The organism is Micromonospora sp. 15K316 (assembly GCF_004348525.1).
In the GTDB taxonomy this organism is placed as follows: Bacteria; Actinomycetota; Actinomycetes; order Mycobacteriales; family Micromonosporaceae; genus Micromonospora.
Map to the genome: position 1 here is coordinate 12,577 of NZ_SMKG01000039.1, position 21,718 is coordinate 34,294.

Annotated in this window: 18 protein-coding genes; 8 read left to right on the forward strand and 10 right to left on the reverse strand. The window is 74.3% G+C overall.

What is annotated here, in order from left to right:
* Positions 1-75: 75 nt before the first annotated feature.
* The 6 genes from E1211_RS11370 to E1211_RS11395 all read right to left on the reverse strand — a co-directional run bounded on the left by E1211_RS11370 (position 76) and on the right by E1211_RS11395 (position 7,339).
* The gene (locus tag E1211_RS11370) at positions 76-2,469 is read right to left on the reverse strand and encodes a tetratricopeptide repeat protein (RefSeq protein WP_132348207.1); all 2,394 of its coding nucleotides are present in this window, start codon (positions 2,467-2,469) and stop codon (positions 76-78) included.
* A complete protein-coding gene (locus E1211_RS11375) occupies positions 2,466-4,226 on the reverse strand; it encodes an ABC transporter permease subunit (protein ID WP_132348209.1) in 1,761 nt (586 codons plus the stop codon). Before E1211_RS11375 ends, E1211_RS11370 begins: the two co-directional genes overlap by 4 nt.
* Positions 4,223-5,500, reverse strand: coding sequence for an extracellular solute-binding protein (locus E1211_RS11380; protein WP_132348211.1), 1,278 nt, complete (start codon positions 5,498-5,500; stop codon positions 4,223-4,225). Before E1211_RS11380 ends, E1211_RS11375 begins: the two co-directional genes overlap by 4 nt.
* Positions 5,497-6,123, reverse strand: coding sequence for an ATP-binding cassette domain-containing protein (locus E1211_RS32460; RefSeq protein WP_165947236.1), 627 nt, complete (start codon positions 6,121-6,123; stop codon positions 5,497-5,499). Before E1211_RS32460 ends, E1211_RS11380 begins: the two co-directional genes overlap by 4 nt.
* Positions 6,124-6,209: 86 nt before the next feature.
* Entirely contained in the window at positions 6,210-6,680 is a 471-nt protein-coding gene (locus E1211_RS11390) for a WYL domain-containing protein (protein ID WP_243709499.1), read from the reverse strand.
* On the reverse strand, positions 6,677-7,339 hold the full coding sequence (locus E1211_RS11395) for a TetR/AcrR family transcriptional regulator (RefSeq protein WP_132348217.1): 663 nt from the start codon (positions 7,337-7,339) through the stop codon (positions 6,677-6,679). Before E1211_RS11395 ends, E1211_RS11390 begins: the two co-directional genes overlap by 4 nt.
* A gap of 109 nt (positions 7,340-7,448) precedes the next feature.
* Between E1211_RS11395 and E1211_RS11400 the strand changes: the two genes are divergently transcribed.
* Genes E1211_RS11400 through E1211_RS11410 form a run of 3 tightly spaced genes read left to right on the forward strand, consistent with a single transcriptional unit; the run spans position 7,449 to position 10,772 of the window.
* Positions 7,449-8,933, forward strand: a complete 1,485-nt coding sequence (locus tag E1211_RS11400) for an NAD(P)/FAD-dependent oxidoreductase (protein ID WP_132348219.1) — start codon at positions 7,449-7,451, stop codon at positions 8,931-8,933.
* Positions 8,926-9,864 (forward strand): SDR family oxidoreductase, encoded by a 939-nt coding sequence (locus tag E1211_RS11405; RefSeq protein ID WP_132348221.1) that lies wholly within the window; start codon positions 8,926-8,928, stop codon positions 9,862-9,864. The genes E1211_RS11400 and E1211_RS11405 overlap by 8 nt, the downstream gene beginning before the upstream one ends.
* Entirely contained in the window at positions 9,861-10,772 is a 912-nt protein-coding gene (locus E1211_RS11410; protein ID WP_132348223.1) for an alpha/beta fold hydrolase, read from the forward strand. Before E1211_RS11405 ends, E1211_RS11410 begins: the two co-directional genes overlap by 4 nt.
* Positions 10,773-10,776: 4 nt before the next feature.
* Here E1211_RS11410 and E1211_RS11415 read toward each other — a convergent pair whose 3' ends face one another.
* Positions 10,777-12,228, reverse strand: a complete 1,452-nt coding sequence (locus tag E1211_RS11415; RefSeq protein WP_132348225.1) for a cryptochrome/photolyase family protein — start codon at positions 12,226-12,228, stop codon at positions 10,777-10,779.
* 76 nt (positions 12,229-12,304) lie between these two features.
* On the reverse strand, positions 12,305-13,510 hold the full coding sequence (locus E1211_RS11420; RefSeq protein ID WP_243709500.1) for a low temperature requirement protein A: 1,206 nt from the start codon (positions 13,508-13,510) through the stop codon (positions 12,305-12,307).
* Between the two features lie 302 nt (positions 13,511-13,812).
* Between E1211_RS11420 and E1211_RS11425 the strand changes: the two genes are divergently transcribed.
* Together E1211_RS11425 and E1211_RS11430 are read left to right on the forward strand one after the other, a co-directional pair.
* Positions 13,813-15,693, forward strand: coding sequence for a Xaa-Pro dipeptidyl-peptidase (locus E1211_RS11425; protein ID WP_132348227.1), 1,881 nt, complete (start codon positions 13,813-13,815; stop codon positions 15,691-15,693).
* 356 nt (positions 15,694-16,049) lie between these two features.
* Positions 16,050-17,360, forward strand: a complete 1,311-nt coding sequence (locus E1211_RS11430) for a nitrate/nitrite transporter (protein WP_207915337.1) — start codon at positions 16,050-16,052, stop codon at positions 17,358-17,360.
* Positions 17,361-17,385: 25 nt separating this feature from the next.
* On the opposite strand, the gene E1211_RS11435 is transcribed toward E1211_RS11430, so the two are convergent.
* Positions 17,386-17,808 (reverse strand): hypothetical protein, encoded by a 423-nt coding sequence (locus E1211_RS11435; RefSeq protein WP_132348229.1) that lies wholly within the window; start codon positions 17,806-17,808, stop codon positions 17,386-17,388.
* A gap of 303 nt (positions 17,809-18,111) precedes the next feature.
* Between E1211_RS11435 and E1211_RS11440 the strand changes: the two genes are divergently transcribed.
* Positions 18,112-19,200: an S-(hydroxymethyl)mycothiol dehydrogenase gene (locus tag E1211_RS11440; protein ID WP_132348230.1), complete on the forward strand. Its 1,089-nt coding sequence runs from the start codon at positions 18,112-18,114 to the stop codon at positions 19,198-19,200.
* Positions 19,197-19,826, forward strand: coding sequence for an MBL fold metallo-hydrolase (locus tag E1211_RS11445; RefSeq protein ID WP_132348232.1), 630 nt, complete (start codon positions 19,197-19,199; stop codon positions 19,824-19,826). Before E1211_RS11440 ends, E1211_RS11445 begins: the two co-directional genes overlap by 4 nt.
* 94 nt (positions 19,827-19,920) lie before the next feature.
* Here E1211_RS11445 and tsaA read toward each other — a convergent pair whose 3' ends face one another.
* Complete coding sequence (tsaA, locus tag E1211_RS11450) at positions 19,921-20,337, reverse strand: tRNA (N6-threonylcarbamoyladenosine(37)-N6)-methyltransferase TrmO (protein WP_132348234.1); 417 nt, start codon at positions 20,335-20,337, stop codon at positions 19,921-19,923.
* Between the two features lie 410 nt (positions 20,338-20,747).
* Here tsaA and E1211_RS11455 point away from each other — a divergent pair, with 410 nt between their 5' ends.
* Positions 20,748-21,452 carry a hypothetical protein gene (locus E1211_RS11455; RefSeq protein WP_132348240.1) on the forward strand — a complete coding sequence of 235 codons (705 nt, stop codon included), beginning with the start codon at positions 20,748-20,750 and terminating at the stop codon, positions 21,450-21,452.
* Positions 21,453-21,718: the final 266 nt, after the last annotated feature.

Sequence of the window (21,718 nt, forward strand, 5' to 3'; positions counted from 1 at the left end):
GTGCGGATCTTGGCGCAGGCGCAGGCGCAGGCGCAGGCGCAGGCGCAGGCGCAGGCGCGGGTGCGGGGCGGTGGGTCAGGATTCGTGGACGGGGCTGGTCAGGCGGGCGTCGGCCGCCGTCTGCCCGGCGGTGTCGCCGACCGCCTCGCAGATCCCCGCCGCGTCGACCCAGTGCCGGCGGGCCTCGTCCGGATCGTCAAGCGCCGCCGCCGCGTCGCCGAGGTAGAGCAGGGTGCGGCCCAGCCCGGCCGTCGGCCGTCCGCCCTCGCGCAACCGGCGGCTCTCGGCCAGCCAGTCGTACGCCTGACGGGCCTGCCCCGGAGCGGCCGCCAGCAGGGCGGCGCCGGCGTTGAGCAGCGCGGCGGCCCGACCCGTCGGGTCGTTCACCGAGTCGTACTCACGCAGGGCCGCCCGCCACGCCTGCGCCGCGTCCAGGTGCTCGCCGAGGCCGGCGTGCACCAGCACCAGGTTGGTCAGCGCGGCCGCGTACCCGCGAGCGTCACCGAGCGCGCTGAACGTGTTCGCCGCCCGCACCAGGTGGTGGTGCGCGCCGTCCCACTCGCCCCGGGCCAGCCGGGCGGCGCCCAGCGCCAGGTCGGTCAGCGCGAGTCCGGCCCGGTCCGTGCCGGAGCGGTGCCGCCGCGACCGGGTCAGGTGGTCCACCGCGTCGTCGAGCTGCCCGAGATCGAGCAGGGCGATGCCGAGGTTCATCCGGGCCTGGGCAGTGGCTCGCCGGCCACGTTCGGTGACCGCCAGGTGCAGCACGGCGACGGCGCCGTGCGGGTCGTGCCGACGCCGGTGGAGCGCGCCCAGCTCGTTGTGCGCCCAGCCGGAGACCTCGGGCCGGTCGTCGGCGGTGGGGGTGGCCAGCACGGTGCGGCAGACCTGCTCCCACTCGTCCAGCCGCTCGGCGTGCGCCAACCAGCCGCAGAGCGCCACAGCGAGCCGGAACCACCAGCGGCGTACCCGGCGCGGCAGCGTCTCGGCCGCGCCGGCCGGCACCCGCACCACCGCCAGCAGCAGCTCCTGATGCAGGTCGAACCAGCCGTACGGGTCCTCGTCCAGCGGCAGCGCCCATTCCCGGTCGGGCGGGGACCCGAGCGCGGCGAGTCCGGCGGCGTGCCGCTCGGCGTGCTTCGCCAGATGCCGGGTGAGTCGGGCCTGCGCGGCGACGCGCCGGCGGATCGGTTCGCCGGCACGCAGGTGCAGGCGGGCGTAGTCCGCCAGCGGCGGGCGGATCTCGTAGCGGTCGCCGTTCCGGCCCCGGACGAACGCCGTGGCGGTGAGCTCGTCGAGGAGCGCGGACACCTGCTCGGGACGCCGGGCGGCCAGCGCCGCGATCGTCGCCCGATCCACAGGTGCCGGACTGAGCGACATCAGCCGGTAGAGCCGGCGCGCCTCGGCGGAGAGCGCCCGGTACGCGGCGTCGGCCTCGGTGAGCAGCCGCGCGGCGGGTGCCGGCGCGATGCGCTGGTGCGGCGGGGTCCGCACCGACCGCTGCAGCGCGTCGAGCACGTCCGCGTGCCGCCAGCTGTGCTGTGCCGTGCGGTAGCCCAGCGCGCGTACCGCCCGCGGCTGCCGTCCGCAGATCTCCACGATCTCCCGCACCAGCGGGTCGGTACGCGGGTCGACCCGGCGGTTGCGGGCGGCGGGCGCGGCCGCACCCGCCGCCGCGAAGATCTCGACGGCGTCGTCGACGTCGGGCTCGTTGATCCAGCGCTCCGCCACCCCCTGGAGGCCGACCAGCGCCGGCCCGCCGGCGAGCAGCAGCCGGCAGGTGCGGGTGGTCGGCGGCAGCAGCGGGCGCACCTGATCGGGGCGGTCGACGTTGTCGAGCACCACCAGGATCCGCTTCCCGTCGAGGTGCCGGCGCAGCGCGTCGGCCGCCTCGGCGAGCGCCTGCGCACGGCCGGACGTCGGCGCCGGCGTGCCCAGGATGCGCGCCAGCGCGGTGAGCACCTGCCGCGCCGACCGGGGCCGGCCCCCCGGGCGCAGGTCGAGGTAGTACTGGCCGTCCGGGAAGTCGCCGCGGCACCGGTTGGCGGCCTGGATCGCGCACGCCGACGTGCCCACCGCCCGACGCCCCCGTACGGCCACCGCCTGCTCGCGCCCGAGCAGGTCGGCGACGTCGCGCACCGCCGCGTCCCAACCGGGCATCCGGCCCGGCGACGGCCAACCGCTCATCCGCTCCGGCGGCAGGGTCGGCGCCCCCGTCGGTGCGGGGACGACGTCCCCGGACTCCGGCCGGTCGAGGCGTCCGGCCCGGCGCCGGCGCACGTCGAAGACCACCCAGCCGAGGGCACCGCTGACCACCAGGGCGAGGCTCGCCGGGCCGAGGATGCCGGCGGCCAGCTCGGAGAGGAGGTTGCTGGCCAGGTTCACGATGACGCCGCCGACCACCGTGCTGACCGCCACCAGGAACGGCCAGCGGGGTGGCCGTCCGCCCTCGCGACCGGGCGGGGTGGTCACCGGACACCACCGGAGACGAGGCCGGCGACGAGGTGCCGCCGGGCGAGCACGACCAGCAGCACCGGCAGCGTCGAGGCGAGCACCGAGCCGGCCGCCAGCGCACCGCTGTTGGCCACGAAGCCGCGAGTCTGGCCGGCCAGGAAGAGGCCGAGCGGCGCCGAGTCCGGTCCGCTGAACAGCAGCCCGACCACCAGGTCGTTCCAGACCTGGACGAACTCCAGCACCGAGACCGCGACGATCGCCGGACGGCAGTGCCGGGCCAGCCGGCGCAGCGTGCCCCACCAGTGCCGGCCGCCCAGCTGGGCGGCGCGTACCCGGCCGGTCGGCAGGTCCGCGAACGCGTTGCGCAGCACCAGCACCGCGAACGGCACACCGAGCGCCACGTGCACCAGCACCAGGCCACGGGCGGTGCCCGAGGAGAGCGTCACCCCGAGCACCTCGTTGACCGGCCCGGCGATCACCTGCACCGGCACGACGACGGCGATCATCAGCAGCAGCCCGGTCACCTGGGCGGCCGGCCCGGTCAGCCCGGCCAGCGGGTACGCGGCGAGCAGCGCGACCACCAGCACCGTGGCGGTGACCCCGGCGGCGAGCAGTAACGTGAATCCCAGCGACCGCCACAGCTCCGCGCCGGTGAGCACCTCCCGGTAGGAGGCGAGGCTGGGCGCCGCCGACCACCAGCTGCGCGCCGCGGCCTCCACCGGCCCGTGCAGCGACGTCGCCACCAGGACGGCGAGCGGCACCAGCCAGGCGGCGGCGGCGCCGGCGGCGAGCAGCCGGAACAGTCGTGCCGGCGGGGTCGCCACCGGGTCCGGCTCGGCGGCCCGCGGCGGTGGCCACGCCTGCCGGATGAACAGCGCCGCCACCAGCATGCCGGCGGCGACCGCCGCCAGCCAGATCACGCCGAGCGCCGCACCCTCGCCGGTGGTGGTGCCGCCGGAGGTCTGCCAGACCCGCAGGGCGAGCACCGCCGCCTCGTCCCGCACCGACCCGGGCGCCATCACCAGGATCAGGTCGAATGTGCGGCTGGTGCCGAGCGCCACCAGGGCGAAGACCACAGCGACCGTACGCAGCAGCAGCGGGCGCCACTGCGCGTCCCAGAGCACGTGCCGGCGGGTGCCGCCGTACGCGCGGACCGCGTCGGCGAGGCTCGACGGCAGCCGGTCCAGGGCGGCCCGGAACACCAGCACCGCCAACCCCACCCAGGCCCAGACGAACGCCGACATCAGCGCCACGGTGACCAGGCCCGGACCGAGCAGCTGCGGCACGTCGTCGCCGGTGCGCCCGGTCAGCCGCGCCGCGACGAGGGTGGCGAGCCCCCGGGACGGGTCCGGGTCGTACATCAGGCGGAACGTCACACCGGTGACCACGAGGGGCAGCGCTGTCGGCACCACCAGGATCAGCCGGACCAGCCGGCCCTCCTCGGATCGGCGGGAGGCGACGGCGAGCAGGTAACCGAGCCCGGTCACCACGGCCGGTACGAGCAGCGCCCACAGCACCGTACGGCCGACCACCGCGCCGGTGCCGGGAGCGGCCAGCGCGGCCTTGAAGTGCGCGGCGCCGACCCAGCGGCCGTCGCTGGTGACGCTGGCGTGCAGGGTCCGCAGCACCGGCCAGAGCACCAGCCCGCCGAGGAGCAGCGCGGCGGGCATCAGCAGGGCGGCGGAGGCTCCCGCCGCCGGGTACGCGCGACCACGGCGGGGCGGCCCGACGTCGTCGAGCACGACCGGTTCGCCGAGCAGGGGCAGCCGGCTCATCGGCCGCCGCCCGCGCCGCGCGCCGCCGCGGCGAGCCGCTTGGTGGTCCGCCGGATCGCCTCGGCGGCCGCGACGCCGTCGGTCACGTCGGCGAAGAAGTCCTGCATGATCCGCCAGATGCCGACCCCGTCGGTGCCGGTGAACGGGGCGGGCAGTCGGTCGGAGAGGTCGAACCGTACCGTCCCGGCGGTGCGCATCTCCCGGGCCAGCCGCTCGCGGAGCGGGTCGGCGTAGTCGGCGAGTGGAACCGCGACGTCCGGCGACAGGTAGCCGCCCGCGCGCAGCCAGGGCCGGAAGACGGAGGCGTCGGTGAGCCAGCGGACCAACTCGACGCCGGCACGGGCGCCGGCGAACGCGACGGCGGCGTCGCCGCCGACGACGAGCGGACCGTCGCCGGGCCGGCTGCCGGGAAACCGGAAGGTCGACGGCTCCTCCGCCCCGCGCCGGAAGCGTCGGGCCACGCCGTCGGCGAAGTCGCCCTCGAAGACCGTCACCGCCCGGCGGGTGTGCACCACCTGGATGACCGACTCCTCGTACTGCGTGAGCAGGGCCCGGCGACCGCCCCCGGGGAACGCGCCGTCGACGCTCCAGATCTCGGCGAGCCGGTCCAGCGCGTCGCGTACCGGCCGGCCCTGCCAGTCGCCCTCCGGACCCGCGAGCGCGTCGTACCCGTCGGGCGCCACGTCGGCCAGCACGTTCTCGAACCAGTCGGTGAGCACCCAACCGTCGGCGGCGCCGACCGCCAGCGGGGCCGGGCCGTCGCCGCGGCGGGCCCGCGCGGCGAGCCGGCGGGTGAGCGCGACCAGCTCGTCCCAGGTGGCCGGTGGCTGCGGCAGCACCGACGGCAGGCACCAGAACAGCGACTTGTGCGCGGCCTTCACCCAGACGCCGTAGGGCTGCCCGCCGGCGTGGAGCAGGCTGGTGAGGCCGTCGGGGAGGGTGTGGCCGGGCGCCGGCGTCAGCGGGCTGAGCCAGCCCCGGCGGGCGTACTCGATGACCAGGCCGGGGCGGGGCAGGATCGCCACGTCGGGACTGGTGCCGGCGAGCTGCCGTGCCCGCAGGAACGCGTCGATGTCGTTGCCGGCGCTGACCACGTGCACCGGTGCGTCGTAGCCGGCCAGCACCGCGCGGAACGGCGCCAGCTCCCCGCCGCTCCAGACCACCGCCACCTGCACGGCCCGACCACCGTCGGAGCAACCCGTCGCGACCGTCGCGGCGCCGGCCGCGGCGGCCCGCAACAGCGTGCGACGGCTCGCCCGCCCGGACGCGGTCACTGCCGCGCCGCCTCGGTGTCGAGCCACACCCGGGTCGGGATCTCCGCCAACGTCGCCGGGTCGGTGGTGCAGACGAGCACGGCCACGCCGGGCGAATCCGCCGGGGAGAGCCGCGGGACCACGTCGCCGAGCCGACCGCCGTCGGCCATCCCGAGCGGCAGGTCGATCACGAGCACCTCGGGCAGGCAGGCCGCGGCGCGCGCCAACGCCACGCGGAACCGCTGGGCCTCGGAGAGCACGTGCGGCAGCAGGGCGAGGGTGGGCACCAGCTCGAGCCGCTCGACGACCGTCGCCGTCCAGTCGTCGGCCATCTCCCGGACCCGTTCCCGCTTGCGCTGCCCGTACTCGATGTTGCGGCGTACGGTCAGCTGCGGCAGCAGCGCCCCACCGGCCGGCACGTACCCGATCTGCCGGCGCGGCGGCGGCAGGTCGGTGACGTCCCGCTCGCCGACCAGGATCCGCCCGTCCCGAGGCGGAGCGAGCCCGGCGAGCACCCGGGCGACGGCGGTGCCCAGCCGGGGCGGCGCCACCAGGGCGGCGGTGCCCCCCGCCGGCACGTCGAGGGTCACCGGCCCGGTGCCCGGCAGCGGATGCAGCGCGCGTAGCCGTAGCGTGACTCTCACCTCCGGTGACGTCGTCGTCCCTTCCCAGGGTGGCACATCACGCCGACGATCGATGTCCGCCGCCACGCTCCACGCGGGAAGCGTGATCAGGTCGCGCCGTAGATCCGGGCCAATCCCGACGCCGTCGCGGCCAGCCGGTCCCGCAGCTCCGCCGGGGCGAGCACCTCCACCTCGGCGCCGAGGCGCAGCAGGTCGCCGTGCGCGTGGGTGAGCGACTCGATCGGCAGCACGGCGATCGTCCAGCCGTTCTCGTCCGGCGGCCCGGCGCTGGCGTCCACCGCGGCGACCACCACGTCGTCGGCGGTCTCGCCGGGCCGCTCCCGGCCGGCGGGGGAGAGCCGAACGGTCGCCTCGTCCCGGTGCAGCCGCGCCCGGAACTCCCGCACGTGCGCGCGCCACCAGGGTGACACGTCGCCGTCGGCGTACCACCCGGAGGTACCGAGGTGGAACCGCTGCTGGAGCAGGTCGGGCCGGTGCTGTCGGGGGCGGACTTCGACCGGCTGCTCTCCCGCCTTGCCGCCGAGCCCGCCGACGCCCGGCGGTCGGTCCCTCGTCAAACCGACGGGGGAGGGGTGCTGCGGTAGATAGCGGACAGCCACACGTCGAGCAGGACGTCCACCACGTCCGGTTCGGGGACGGCGGGTCCGTCGGCGGCGAAGGTGGCGTACATGACCCGCTCGTTCATCGAGTTCAACGCGATCGCCAGGTCCCGGGCGGGCAACCCGTCCGGGGCCGCGCCGCGCCGCCGCTCGGCCTCGATGGCCGTCTGCGCACACCGCACCCAGTGCTCCAGCACGGCCGCCCAGAGTTCGCGTACCTCGGCGTTGGTGCCGCGCACCTGGGCGCAGGCCAGCACCACCGCCTTGTGCGCACGGAAGGTGTCGTGGAACCGGCCGATCAGCTCACGCCAGCGGGCTCGCGGGTCGTCGGCCATCCGGCCGAGCGCGTCGCCGGCCGCCGCGTCGGCCTCCGCGGTGACCCGGTCCAGCAGGGTCAGCAGCACCGCGTCCTTCGACGGGAAGTAGAAGTAGAAGGCGGGCCGGGAGATGCCCGCTCCCTGAGCCAGGTCGTCGATGGAGATCTCGGCGAACGGCCGCTCGGTCATCAGCCGCTCGGCGGTGGAGAGTATCGCCAGCTCACGCTGGTCGCCGGAGCGACGGCCGGCGCGCCGGCCGCGCGTGCTGGCGGTCCCGGCGGCGGCGCGGGCGGTCGTCATGGCCGTCGATGCTATCGCGTTTCGACAGGGTGTCCAGATTGTTGACAGAGTGTTGACCGGCGTCGACGATGGTGGATAGGGTCCGGTCCACCGCCACCCGGGAGCTGCCTTGGCCTGCGATCACGTCGACGTGCTCATCGTCGGCGCCGGGCTGTCCGGAATCGGCGCCGCCTGCCACCTGCGCCGCGACTGTCCCGACAAGACGTACGCGCTGCTGGAGGCCCGCGACGCCATCGGCGGCACCTGGGACCTGTTCCGTTACCCGGGCGTCCGGTCCGACTCGGACATGTTCACTCTCGGCTACTCCTTCAAACCCTGGACGAACCCCAAGGCGATCGCCGACGGCGACTCCATCCGCGAGTACGTCCGCGACACCGCCCGCGAGTACGACATCGAGCGTCACATCCGCTTCCGGCACCGCGTCGTCAGCGCCGAGTGGGACAGCGCCACGGCGCGCTGGACGGTCCGGGCCCACCGCGACGACACCGCCGAGACTGTGGTGTTGACCTGCGGATTCCTGCACGTCTGCGCCGGCTACTACCGCTACGACGCCGGCTACACCCCGGTTCTGCCCGGCGTCGAGCGCTACGCGGGCCGGCTCGTCCACCCGCAACAGTGGCCCGCCGACCTCGACCACACCGGCCGCCGTGTCGTCGTGATCGGCAGCGGCGCCACCGCGGTCACCCTGGTGCCGGCGATGGCCGACCGGGCGGCGCACGTGACCATGCTCCAGCGCTCGCCGACGTACGTCCTCGCGCTGCCCTCGCGGGACGCGCTCGCCGACGCGCTGCGGCGCTGGCTGCCGGCGAAGGCCGTCCACCCGGTGGTCCGCTGGAAGAACGTCCTGCTCGCCACCGCCAACTTCCAGCTCAGCCGACGTGCCCCCGCCCTCATGAAGAGGGTGTTGCGGCGATCCGCCCGGGCGCACCTGCCGGCCGGCTACGACGTGGACCGGCACTTCTCGCCCCGCTACGACCCGTGGGACCAGCGGCTCTGCATCGTGCCCGACGGTGATCTCTTCGCCGCCGTCCGGTCCGGCCGGGCCTCGGTGGTCACCGGCACCGTCGACACGTTCACCGAGCGCGGCATCCGCTTGGCCTCCGGAGAGGAGCTGCCCGCCGACATCGTGGTCACCGCCACCGGGCTGAACCTGCTCGCGCTCGGCGGGACGACGCTGCGGGTGGACGGCGTCGAGGTCGACCTCGCGCGGACCGTCGCCTACAAGGGCATGATGCTCTCCGGGGTGCCGAACCTCGCCATGACCATCGGCTACACCAACGCCTCCTGGACGCTGAAGGCCGACCTGGTGGCCACCTACGTCTGCCGGCTGTTGCGGCACCTGGACCGCACCGGGACGCAGATCGTCACCCCGCAGCCACCGCCGGACGACGGGCGGGTGCCGCTGATCGACCTCCGCTCCGGGTACGTGCTGCGTAGCCTGGACGCGTTGCCCAAGCAGGGCCGATCCGCGCCCTGGCGGCTGCACCAGAACTACCCCCGCGACGTGCTGCTGCTGCGGCACGGCCGGCTCGACGACGAGGGCGTGCGGTTCTCCCGCGCGGGCAGTCCGGAGAGGAGCGCGACACGTGCGTAGCTTCGACTTCGCCGCCGGCACGGCCGTGCTCACCGGCGCCGCGAGCGGGATCGGTGCGGCGCTGGCCCACGGGCTCGCCCGCCGCGGCAGTCGTCTCGTCCTGCTCGACCGGGACGCCGAGCGCCTCGACGCCGTGGTCGCCGCCCTCCACAGCACCCACCCCGAGCTGGAGGTCGACACCCACGTCGTCGACCTGGCCGACGCCGCCGCGACGGCCCGGGTCGCCACCGAGATCCGGCGACGGCACCCGCGCATCCGGCTGCTGATCAACAACGCCGGGGTCGCCCTCGGCGGCCGGTTCGACCAGGTGACCCTCGAGGAGTTCAGCTGGGTCGTCGACATCAACTTCCGGGCGGTGGTGCAGCTGACCCACCAGCTGCTGCCCGCGCTCAAGGCCGAGCCCGGCGCGCACCTGGTCAACATCTCCAGCCTCTTCGGCCTGATCGCCCCCGCCGGGCAGGCCGCGTACGCGGCGAGCAAGTTCGCCGTCCGCGGGTTCACCGAGGCGCTGCGGCACGAGCTCGCCGACGACCACATCGGTGTCACCTGCGTACACCCGGGCGGGATCAACACCCGCATCGCCGCCAACGCCCGGGTCGGCAGCGGCGTCGACCGCACCGAGCACGAGCGCGGCCTGCGCCAGTTCGAGAAGCTGCTCACCATCGCGCCGGCCACCGCCGCCGAGGTGATCCTGCGCGCCGTGACCCGCCGCCGCGGCCGGGTCCTGATCGGCTGGTCCGCGAAGCTGCCCGACCTGCTGGCCCGGGTCGCGCCCGCCTCGTACGGCCGGGTCCTCGCGCTCGGTCTCCGCCGCGCCGCCCCGCCGGCCCGGCCGGGCGGGTCGCCGCCCCCCACGTCACCGGCGTCTGGTGTGCCCGCCCAGCGCCGCGTCGAGCAGCCCGCGGGCGAGAGAACGAGGGAGGCGACATGACCACGGCAGAGCGGCCGCGGCACGTCACCGTCGCCGGCCGGCGGGTACGGCACCGTATCGACGGCGTCGGCGAGCCGGTGGTGCTGCTGCACGGCATCGGCCGGAGCATGCGCGACTTCGCCGAGCAGCACGACCTGCTCGCCGAGCGGTTCCGGGTGCACAGCGTCGACCTTCCCGGCTACGGCGGGTCGCTGCCCATGGTCGACCCGTACAACCTGCCGTCGCTGGCCCGGTTCGTCGGCCGGTACCTCGACGCGGTGGGCGTGCACCGGCCGGCGCACCTCGTCGGCAGCTCGCTCGGCGGCGCGATCGCCATGCAGCTCGCCGTCACCGAACGCCACCGGGTCGCGAGCCTCGCGCTGGTCGGCAGCGCCGGTTTCGGCCGGGAGGTGACCCTCGCGCTGCGGCTGCTCACGCTGCGCCCGCTCGGCCGGATGATGCTCCTCCCGAGCCGGGCGGCAGTCCGCCGGACGGAGCTCGCGCTCTTCCACGACCCGGCGTTCGCCACCGCGGAGCGGATCGCGCACGCGCTGGAGCTCGCCCGCCTGCCGTACACCGCCCGGGTGATGCTGGAGACCGCCCGCAGCCTCGGCCGGTACCAGGGCGTCCGCGAAGAGTGGCGGGCACGCCTGCTCGCCAGGATGGCCGAGCTGGAGGTGCCCACGCTGGTGGTCTGGGGCGAGCGGGACCGGGTCCTGCCGGCGGCCCACCTCGAGGCCGCCCGCGCCGCGCTGCCGGCGGCCCGCACCCATCTCTTCCCCGACTGCGGGCACCTGCCGCAGATCGAGCGGGCCGAGGAGTTCCACCGGCTCCTGCTCGACTTCTGGGGCGTCTCCGTGCCCGCCGGCGAGCGGTGGATGACCGCCACCGGCTCCGCCCCCGACGGCGCGTCCACCGCGGGCGGCTGACCGCTCAGGGCGCGGTGCTGCCCCGCTTCTCCTCCTGGGCCAGCACCGCGTCCCGGTGCTCCGGCTCGTCACGGCGGATCAGCTCCGCGGCGAGCCGCGGGTCGTCGACCAGCCGCCCCCGGTTGCGGTGCAGGAACATCTCGAACCCGCCGGTGTACGGGCAGGCCAGATCCCCGAGCGCACGCTCCGGCGAGTACCGGCAACCGGCGCAGTAGTCGCTGATCTCGTCGATGTACGTGCCGTCCACCGCGTACGGGCGGGTCTCCACCGCTGACACCTCGGCGTGGTGACTCATGCCGAGCACCGTCGCGTTCATCACCCAGTCCGTGCCGTCGACGAACGAGCGCTGGAACCAGTCGACCAGCTCCGCCGGCCGCCAGCCGCGTTGCAGCGCGTAGTTGCCGAGCACCAGCAGCCGGGGCACGTGGTGGGTGAACGCCGTGTCCCGCACCGTGGCGAGCACGTCGGCGAGGCAGCGCGCCTCGACCGCGTCCGCGTCCAGCTCGGCGAACCACTGCGGCAGGGGTTCGGTGGCGGCCGGCCAACCGGCGCCCCGGAGCCGGGGTTCGACGTACCAGTAGAGCTGCCAGAGGAACTCGCGCCAGCCGAGCAGCCCCCGGATGAACAGCTCCACCGCCGCCCGTGGGGCGGGCCCGTCGCGCCACGCCCGTTCCGCCGCCCGGACGGCCGGTCGCGGGTCCAGGAGGCCGAGGTGGAACGACGAGGAGAGGCCGCTGTGCGCCAGCAGCGGGTCGTGCGCGCTCATCACCTCGGCGTACCGGTCGTACTCGGGCAGCCGGTGGCGGAGGAAGTGCGCGAGCCGGGCCTCCGCCTCGGCGTGGGTGGCCGGGAAGCGGCGGGGGCCGTCCCGGCCCACGAACCGGACCCCGTCGGCCGCCCACCTGTCGAGATCGTGCCGCACCTGCGCGTCGATGTCGTCCTCGACGACCGGCGGTGGTGGCGGCACCGGCCGGGTCGCGTCGGTCGCGCGGGGCGGACGGCGGGTCGACACGTCCCCGGCCGGGGCGGAGAGCACATCGTGGCGGCGCAGGGCGTGCCGGTAGAAGTCGTCCAGCCGCAACGGGCCGCGCTGCTGCTCGGCCCAGGCCGCGAAGTCCGCCGGGCTCGTGATGAACCCGCGTGCCGGCAGGACGGCCAGGCCGGGCACGGACCGGGCGAAGCGCATCGCCGCGCGCGAGTGCGGATGGCAGACCTCGACCGGCTCGGCGAGCCGGTCGAACGCCTCCCGGAACGTGCCGGTACGCAGCAGCAGCGCGCGGTCTCCCAGTTCGGCGGCGCGGTGTCGCAGCGCGGAGAGGATCAGGTGAGCCTTCTGCCGGTGCATCGGTCGCCGCCGGAACAGCTCCCGCGCCTCGATGAGCAGCACCTGTTGGTCGGAGTCGTCGAGGAAGTGGGGCCCGAGCTGGTCGGCGAGCAGCCATCGACGGCAAGACATGACCCAATTCTGCCTAGGTGAGCGCGGTCGCGCCCCATACCGGATGTGTAGGGGGCGTCGCGTTCAGCTGACCGGCTCACTCATCCGCGTCACGCGGACCCGCGCCGTCGTTTGCGGTGGCGTTGTCCGGCGTGGAGGTCAGCCGCCGGACCAGCACGGTGACCGCCACCAGGCAGAAGAGCAGGACCGCCACGATGTGCGCCGGCGCCGGCCCGAGCGGGGTGAGCAGCACCAGGGCGGCCGTCGCCAGGAAGGCGGCGGTCAGCCACCCGTGCCGCCGGCGGCGCACGTGCAGCGCCCAGAGCGTCACCACGTAGACCGCCACCGGCACGGCCACCGCGTACCCGGCGGTCAGGTTGGAGATGTGCGCGCCGTCGCGTTCGTGGTCCACCTCCACGGCCAGGCCGGCGCCGACCGCGGCGACCGAGGCGAAGATCAGGTAGTGGCCGTATCCCCAGAAGAGGGCCCGGCGCAGCTCGCTGGCGATCTCCACCGGACGGTCGAAGTAGAGCCACCAGAGCGCGAACACGATCACCGTGCCGGCCGTGGCGAGGGACCAGAGGTGATGTTCACCCGCGTCCAGTCCGGTCTGGATCGCCACGGAGGTCACCAGCACCACCTCGCCGAGCACGATCAGGGTGAACAGGCCGTACCGTTCGACGATGTGCCGCGGGTGCCAGGGGGTCATCCCCGGCCGCTCCGCCACCGCCGGCACCAGCAGTTCGGCGACGACCAGCACCAGGAAGGACGCGATCTGCCAGCCGTCCGGCAGGGCGAGCCGCAGCAGCCAGCCGACCTGCACCACGAACACCCCACCGGCGTATCTGAGCGCGGCGGGCCGGTGCGCCGGGTCGCCGGCCGCGGCTCGGGTCCACTGCACGATCGTGGCGAGCCGCATCACCACGTACCCGAGGGTGATCGTGGTGAAGTCGCCCTCGGCGAACGCCCGCGGCACCCCCGACGCCAGGATCAGCGCGCCGGCGATCTCCACAAGCGTCGTTACCCGGTAGACGTCGTCGTCGGTGTCGTACGCGGAGGCGAACCAGGTGAAGTTCATCCACGCCCACCAGATGGCGAAGAAGACCATCAGGTAGTGCCCGGCCGCGAGGCCGATGTGCCCCTCCGACAGGGCGTGGTGCAGGCTGTCGGCGGCCTGCGCCACGGCCACCACGAAGCAGAGGTCGAAGAAGAGCTCCAGCGGGGTCGAGGTGCGGTGCGGCTCGTCCCGTCGCCGCCCGGTCATCCGCCGGTACCACGGGCGTACGGAGCGGGTCTGCGTCACACACGCTCCTCGGGCCGGCCGTCGTCCACACGATAGCCAGCAGTCCCGGCGGCGCGGGCCGAGTTCGCGTCCGTGCCGGCCGTGGCCTGGCCGCTACCGGTTCTTCCGGCTTGGCCGGGTCGCAGGTACGCAGTGGACTCCGACGGGCTGCCGCACCGCGCCGGCCCGCCCGGGTGAGACCGGTTTCGGGTGATTGATGGTCATCGACGGGAACGCCGAGCGTCCCTAGCATGGGGATGAATGGATCTTCGGCATCCACCCCTGGCCGAACCCGGCCGCCAGCCCGACCGAAGGAGACGCGAGTGCGTCGATCTCCCCATGTACTGCTACTCGGCGTCGGTGTCTCCGGCGCGCTGCTCCTGAGCGCCGCCCCGGCGAGCGCCGCGGCGCGGTCCGCGACCCCGCCGCCCGGCATCGTCGTCAGTGACGGCATGACCCAGCCCGTCTTCTCGCTCGCCGACGCGATCGAGGAGCGGGTGTACGTGCAGACCCCCGTCGACACCGACCACGACGGGCACCGCGACCGGGTGGCGATCGACATCTCCCGCCCCCGGGAGACCGCCACCCAGGGGATGAAGGTGCCGGTCATCTTCGAGCACAGCCCGTACCGCAAGGACACCTGGGGCGACGTGCCGTACCCGAGCGTCCTCGTCGACGACCTGCCGCAGAACGGCCAGACCCGTCGCTCCGGCCTGCGGGCGCTCGACCTGGGCGTCCAGCGCGCGGAGGCGAAGGCGAACCTGCCCGGTTCGCTGGACGACTACTACGTGCCGCGCGGCTACGCCGTGGTGCTCGGCCAGAGCGTCGGCACCGCCGACTCCGACGGCTGCCCGACCAGCGGCGACCAGGCCGAGACGCTCGGCACCAAGGCGGTCATCGACTGGCTGAACGGGCGGGCGAAGGGCTACGACGCCAGCGGCGCCCCGGTCACCGCCGGCTGGACCACCGGCGCCGTCGGCATGACCGGTGTCTCCTACAACGGCACCCTGCCCAACCAGGTGGCCACCACCGGCGTCAAGGGCCTCAAGACCATCGTGCCGGTCTCCGCGATCAGCAGCTGGTACGACTACTACCGGGCCAACGGCCTGGTCGTCGCACCCGGCACCTACCAGGGTGAGGACACCGACATCCTCGCCCAGTTCACCGCCGGGCAGACCCGCGCCGAGGGCCCCTGCGCCGACGAGATCGCGAAGCTCACCGAGGAGCAGGACCGGGTCACCGGCGACTACACGAAGTTCTGGTCGGACCGTGACTACCTCGACGCGCGCAACGTGCACGCGAGCGTCTTCGTCGTGCACGGGCTCAACGACTGGAACGTGAAGACCGAGCACTTCGCCGGCTGGTGGGACCAGCTCGCCAGGCGCGACGTCCCGCGCAAGATCTGGCTGCACCAGGGCGGGCACGGCGGTCCGGGCAGCAACGCGTCGGTGACCCTGCCCGACGGCCGCACCTGGACGTACAAGCAGACCGAGAACCGCTGGTTCGACTACTGGCTGTGGAACGTGCAGAACGGGATCATGGACGAGCCGACCGCCGTGCTGCAGCGGGAGGACCGGGTCTACACCACGTACGCCAACTGGCCCGACCCGGCCGCACGCGAGGTCGCGGTGAAGCTCGCCGCCACCGACGCCGGCCAGCCCGGCACGCTCACCACCGGCAAGCGGCCAAAGGCCAAGGTGGAGCAGAGCTTCGTCGACGAGGGCCGCACCATCGGACCGGACACCCTGGTGGCCGGCCCGGACGCGGCGAGCCCGAACCGCCTCGCGTACCTCTCCCCGGCGCTCGAGCGGGAGGTCCGCATCTCCGGGCGGCCGGAGATGCGGCTGCGGATGGCGATCGACAACAAGCCGGACGCGAACCTCACCGTCTACCTGGTCGACTACGGCACGGCCGGCTCGACCGCCGCGCCGACCGTGGTGACCCGCGGCTGGATGGACCCGCAGAACCGCAAGAGCGCGGCCCGCACCGAGCGGCTCAAGCAGGGCAAGTTGTACGACCTCCGGTGGACCCTGGAGCCGAAGGACTACATCTTCCCGGCGGGCCACCGCATCGGCGTGGTCGTCTTCTCCAGTGACCAGGAGTACACCCTGCTGCCCAACGGCGGCACGAAGCTGCGGGTCGCGCCGAACGACAGCGAGCTGCGGCTGCCCGTGGTCGGCGGGCGGGGCGTACTCGGCTTCTGAGCCGACCGGCGGCCGGTGACCCGGCCGGACGACCCGTCGACCGGGAGCACGACCGGGGTGGGGCAGTCCGTCAGGGCTGCCCCACCCCGCAGGTCCGGGTGGCGGGCGACACCGTGAGGCGGCGTTGCGGAGCGGCCGGTGGCCCACGCCACGTTGCCGGCGACCGGCCCCGAGCAGGCGCGGAGCCCGGCCGAGGATGGGAGCATGACCTGTCCCTCCGCCGAGCCGCGCCGTGCCGAGCGGGTCCGGGGCCGCCGCGCCGGATCCGGGGCGGACGTCGCTCGTCGGTGCCCCGGACGCCCGCCGGCCACCGTCGTGAGCGACGTCGACCCGGCGGCCGTGCCGCGGGCGTCGCGGTGACCGCCACCGTTCCCGCCCGCCGCCGGTCGGCCGTACTGGTGTGGGGCGTGGCCCTCGCCGCGTACATCGCCGCGGTCTTCCACCGCAGCTCCCTCGGCGTCACCGGAGTCGACGCCGCCCACCGCTTCGACATCAACGCCTCCGCGTTGGCGACGTTCTCCGTGGCCCAACTCGCCGTGTACGCCGCGATGCAGGTTCCGGTCGGGGTGCTCCTCGACCGGTTCGGCTCGCGCCGGCTGCTGGTCACCGGCGGCGCGTTGATGGTCGCCGGGCAGCTCTGCTTCGCCCTCGCCACCGACGTGCGGCTCGCCGTGGCCGCCCGGATCCTCGTCGGGCTCGGCGACGCGATGACGTTCATCAGCGTGCTGCGCCTGGTGACCTTCTGGTTCCCCGGCCGCACCAACCCGCTCGTCGTGCAGCTCACCGGCACCTTCGGGCAGCTCGGCGCCGTCCTCGGCGCCGTGCCCCTGGTGGCGCTGCTGCACCACTTCGGCTGGACCCCGGCGTTCCTCGTCGCCGCGGCGCTCGGCGCCAGCGTCGTGTTCCTGGTACTCGTGGCCGTACGGGACACCCCGCACCGGGAGACCCTCGCCGGGCCGCCGCCCCGGCTCGCCGCCGTCCGCCGGGAACTCTCCGCCGCCTGGGCCCAGCCCGGCACCCGGCTCGGGCTCTGGACGCATTTCGTCACCCAGTTCTCCGGCTCGGTCTTCGCGCTGCTCTGGGGGTACCCGTTCCTGGTACAGGGGCAGGGCCTCACGCCGACGACGGCGGCCTCCCTGCTCACCCTGATGACGGTGGCGGGCCTGCTGGTCGGGCCGGTGCTCGCCCACCTGTGCGCCCGGCACCCGTACCGCCGCTCGGTGCTGGTCTTCGCCGTCGTGGCCGCCACCGCGACGGCCTGGGCCGCGGTGCTCGCCTGGCCCGGGCCCGCGCCGCACTGGCTGCTGGCGTCGCTGGTGCTGGTGCTGGCGGTCAACGGTCCCGCGTCGATCATCGGCTTCGACTACGCGCGTACCTTCAACCCGGCCAGCCGCATCGGCAGCGCCACCGGCATCGTCAACGTGGGTGGTTTCGTCGCCTCGATCGTGCTGGTGCTCGCCGTCGGCGTCGTGCTCGACCTCGCCACCCCGGCCGGGCAGGAGAGTCCCGACCTCGCGGCGTTCCGGTGGGCCTTCGCACTGCAGTACCTGCTCTGGGCGCTCGGCGCGGTACAGGTGTTCCGGCACCGCAACGCGACCCGCCGCCGGCTCGCCGCCGAGGCGTCGGCGCGCCCCGGTCCGGCCGTGGTGGTCACGGCGGGGGAATGACCGCCAGCGGCGAGGAGCAGCGGTCTCAGCGTCCGAACCGCTTGCGATGGGTGAGGTCGTCGAGCACGAGGGTCAGGCCCGCGCCGACCAGCCAGAAATCCTTGGCGAACGGGATGCCGGCCTGGGTGGGAAGCACGGTGCCCGGCTTGCGCAGTCCCGGCGTCTTCACGTAGAGCTGCATCAACCCGACGCCGAAGGCGGTGAGCCCGAGCCCGACCAGCGTCGACGGGACGAACGGGGCGAGCAGCGCGGCCCCCAACGCCACCTCCGAGTACGACAGCAGCTTGGCGAACCGGTCCGGCGGGATCTGCTGCAGCTGCGGGATGGCGCCGACGGCCATCGAATGGGTCGCCTGCGCGGCCTCCCCCTCCATGCCCCGCTTCGTCAACCCCGAGTTGAGCATGAACGCGCCGATGCTGGCGCGGAGCGGCACGTGTGGGATCTTCATGATCACTCCTGCGGTGAGGCCGGATCGTGCCACCGCCTACCCTGCGATCGGGCGGGCTAACCTGCCGGGCCGCCCCGATGGGCGCGCGGTCCCCGGACGCCGCCCCGCTCTCGCGACCCCGAAGGCCCGGACGGCCGTCCGGTAGGCCCGGGCGACCCCTAGGCCGGATGCATAGATCGCGATAGGTTCACCGGGTATCGATCGCCGGTGCCACGGAGACCGGTCGCGGTGAATGCGGCGCGGAGCGTTCGCCCGCCCGCGTCGCGGCGACCCCGGCGGCCCACCACCTCAGGGAGGAAGAGCGTGAGCCAGGAGGTCCGGGGAGTCATCTCCCGCAGCAAGGGCGCGCCGGTCGAGGTCACCACGATCGTGGTGCCGGACCCGGGGCCCGGTGAGGCGATCGTCCGGATCCAGTCCTGCGGGGTCTGCCACACCGACCTGCACTACCGCGAGGGCGGCATCAACGACGACTACCCGTTCCTGCTCGGGCACGAGGCGGCCGGGATCGTCGAGGAGATCGGCGAGGGCGTCACCGGCGTCGAGCCGGGCGACTTCGTCATCCTGAACTGGCGCGCGGTCTGCGGGGTCTGCCGGGCCTGCCGCCGCGGCCGCCCCTGGTACTGCTTCGCCACCCACAATGCGGCCCGGAAGATGACCCTCACCGACGGCACGGTGCTCACCCCGGCCCTGGGCATCGGCGCGTTCGCCGAGAAGACGCTGGTGCACGCCGGGCAGTGCACCAAGGTCGACCCGGCGGCCCGTCCGGCCGCCGTGGGGCTGCTCGGCTGCGGGGTCATGGCGGGCCTCGGTGCGGCGATGAACACCGGCGGGGTCACCCGGGGCGACGCGGTGGCGGTGATCGGCTGCGGCGGCGTCGGCGACGCCGCGGTGGCCGGCGCGGCACTGGCCGGCGCGACGACGATCATCGCGATCGACACCGACGCCCGCAAGCTCGACTGGGCGCGCAGGTTCGGCGCCACGCACACCGTCGACGCCACCGCGCAGGACCCGGTCGAGGCGATCCGCGCCGCCACCGGCGGCTTCGGCGCCGACGTGGTGATCGACGCGGTGGGCCGCCCGGAGACCTGGAAGCAGGCGTTCTACGGCCGCGACCTCGCCGGCACGGTGGTGCTGGTCGGCGTACCGACCCCGGAGATGACCCTCGAGGTGCCGCTGCTCGACGTCTTCGGCCGGGGCGGCGCGCTCAAGTCCAGCTGGTACGGCGACTGCCTGCCCAGCCGCGACTTCCCCCTGCTCACCGAGCTCTACCTGCAGGGGCGCCTCGACCTCGACGCGTTCGTGACCGAGGAGATCGCGTTGGACCAGGTGGAGCAGGCGTTCGAGCGGATGCACCACGGCGACGTGCTGCGCTCGGTGGTGGTCCTTCCGTGACGGCCCGGGTCGATCACGCGGTCACCACCGGCACCTTCACCCTGGACGGGCAGACGTTCGACGTGGACAACAACGTGTGGGTGCTCGGGGACGACACCGAGTGTGTCGTGCTGGACGCGCCGCACGACGTGGACGCGATCCTGCGGCTGGTGGGGGAGCGCCGGGTTCGCGCGATCCTCGCCACCCACGCCCACGACGACCACGTCCGGGTCGCCCCGGCGCTGGCCCGGGCCACCGGCGCGCCGGTGCTGCTGCACCCCGACGACCGGGTCCTCTGGGACCTGGTCCACCCGGATGTGCCACCCGGGGGCGAGCTGCGCGACGGGGAGCGTATCGAGGTGGGCGGGGTGACGCTGACGGCGTTGCACACTCCGGGGCACAGCCCGGGCGCGTGCAGTTTCCACGCGCCCGCCCTGGGCGCGGTCTTCACCGGCGACACGCTCTTCGCCGGCGGGCCGGGCGCCACCGGCCGGTCCTACAGCGACTTCGGCGTCATCATCGAGTCGATCCGGTCCCGGCTGCTCACCCTGTCCCCGGAGACGGTCGTGCACACCGGGCACGGCGCCGACACGACGGTCGGCGCCGAGGCGCCGCACCTCGACGAGTGGATCGCCCGGGGGCACTGACCGTTGGTCACGGCGGGGCCGGTCGCGCGGTCGCGCCCGCGTCCCGGCACTGGCCCCGCCCGACCGGAGCGGCCGTGCCGGCCGGGGCGGTGGATCACCGCTCGGCGCGGCCGCCCAGCACCGGCTTGACGTCCAGCACCGGCGTGCCGTCGAGCGCCTCCAGGTCGGCGACATGCACCCGCAGACCGTCGACTGCCAGCAGGCGTACCCGGTGCAGGCCGACCGGGTTGGGGCGGTGCGCCGAGCGGGTGGAGAAGACGCCTGTCTCCGGCCGCGACGTGTCGCCGCGCGGATGCACCGTCAGCACGTCCCGCCGGGCGCGGTCGAGCCAGGTCACCACCAACGCGTCGGCGCCGGGCCGCAGGTCGCGCAGAGCCGGGGCGACCTCCGGTACGAAGACCAGCCAGGACTCCGGTGCCCCCTCGTCCCCCTGCTTCGGAGCCGTGTCGGGATCGGTCAGCGGTGACTCGACCCGACCGACCGGCCGGACGGTGTACTCCACACTGCTCATCGGATGGCCTTTCGCCGGAAGCGGGTGACCTCGGCCTCCAGGATGCCGATCATCCGGCTCCGCGCGAAGTGTCCGTCCGGCCGGTAGCTGCGACCGGCCGCCCTCCGGGCGGCGAGTGCGCCGAAATCGTCCGCGACTCACCGATCGCGTGACCCGGACGCGGATGCGAGTTGCGCGCCGGACGCCCCTGACGGCGCCGCTGCCTTCTCGCCCACCGGCCGGGTCGGGTGTCCCTATTCCGCCGCGTGACCAGCGCCGCAGCCTCGCCCGACGGGGGCGTATCCGGAATGACCGACACGTCAACCTGGTTGTGTCCCCCGTACCGCCGGAGCCCAAACCCCTTCCGGTGCGGACATCCCCCGAGGAGTGCTCATCCCGGAGCGCTTCGCATGATCGAAAGGGCAACCATCGTGAAGGTCGACTTCACTCGATGGCTCCCGGCCATCGCGAAGGACTCTTACCAGAAGACCGCACTGAGCGTGGTGGGCGTGGCCGTCCTCGGTGGCCTCGCGTTCGGGCCGACCGCGGTCGCCGCCCCCGTCACCATCGGACCCCACGAGGCCGCCATCGCCGCCATCGACTACGCCACCGGCAAGGGTGGGGATGGGCATGGTGCCACCGGGGAGTCCGGTCTGACCACCGGTTCCCGTGACGGCAAGCTGCCGGCCGGCCACCCGAGCCGGGAGGAACTGGTCCCGTACGGTGTCCAGGGCGCCCAGTCGCGTATCCCCCTGGACGACGCGCAGCTCGCCAACGCCAAGGCGATCATCAAGGCCGCCAAGAAGACAGGTGTGGGTGATCGAGGCGCGGTGATCGGCATCGCGACGTCGCTGCAGGAGTCGAAGCTCTACAACCTCGGCCACCTCGGCGCGTACAACGACCATGACTCGCAGGGCCTGTTCCAGCAGCGCCCGTCGTCCGGTTGGGGCACTCCTGAGCAGATCACCGACCCGGACTACGCCGCGACGGCGTTCTTCACCGCGCTGAAGAACGTGGACGGGTGGCAGAACCTGCCGCTGACCCAGGCCGCGCAGACCGTCCAGGTCTCGGCCTACCCGTTCGCGTACGCGCAGTGGGAGGACCAGGCGGCGGACATCGTCCAGCAGCTCGGCTGAGGTGTGGAACCTCGTGAACCGGCCGGTCCCTTCGGGGCCGGCCGGTTTCCTCTGCACCGGGATCGTCCTGCCGTCCGGTGGACGGTGACCCTTGCAGAATCCATCCGATGTTCGTGCGTGTCGGGTTGGTGGGCGCCGCGACGTCTCGGACCTCCGGTCGATCACCGGGGCGTTCGGGGCGATCAGTGCCTTTGTCCGGTTCACGCTCACCGCGTCGGGGTGTGGTCGCCGCCGCTGGTGGGTTTGGGTGGGTTTGGGGTGTGGCC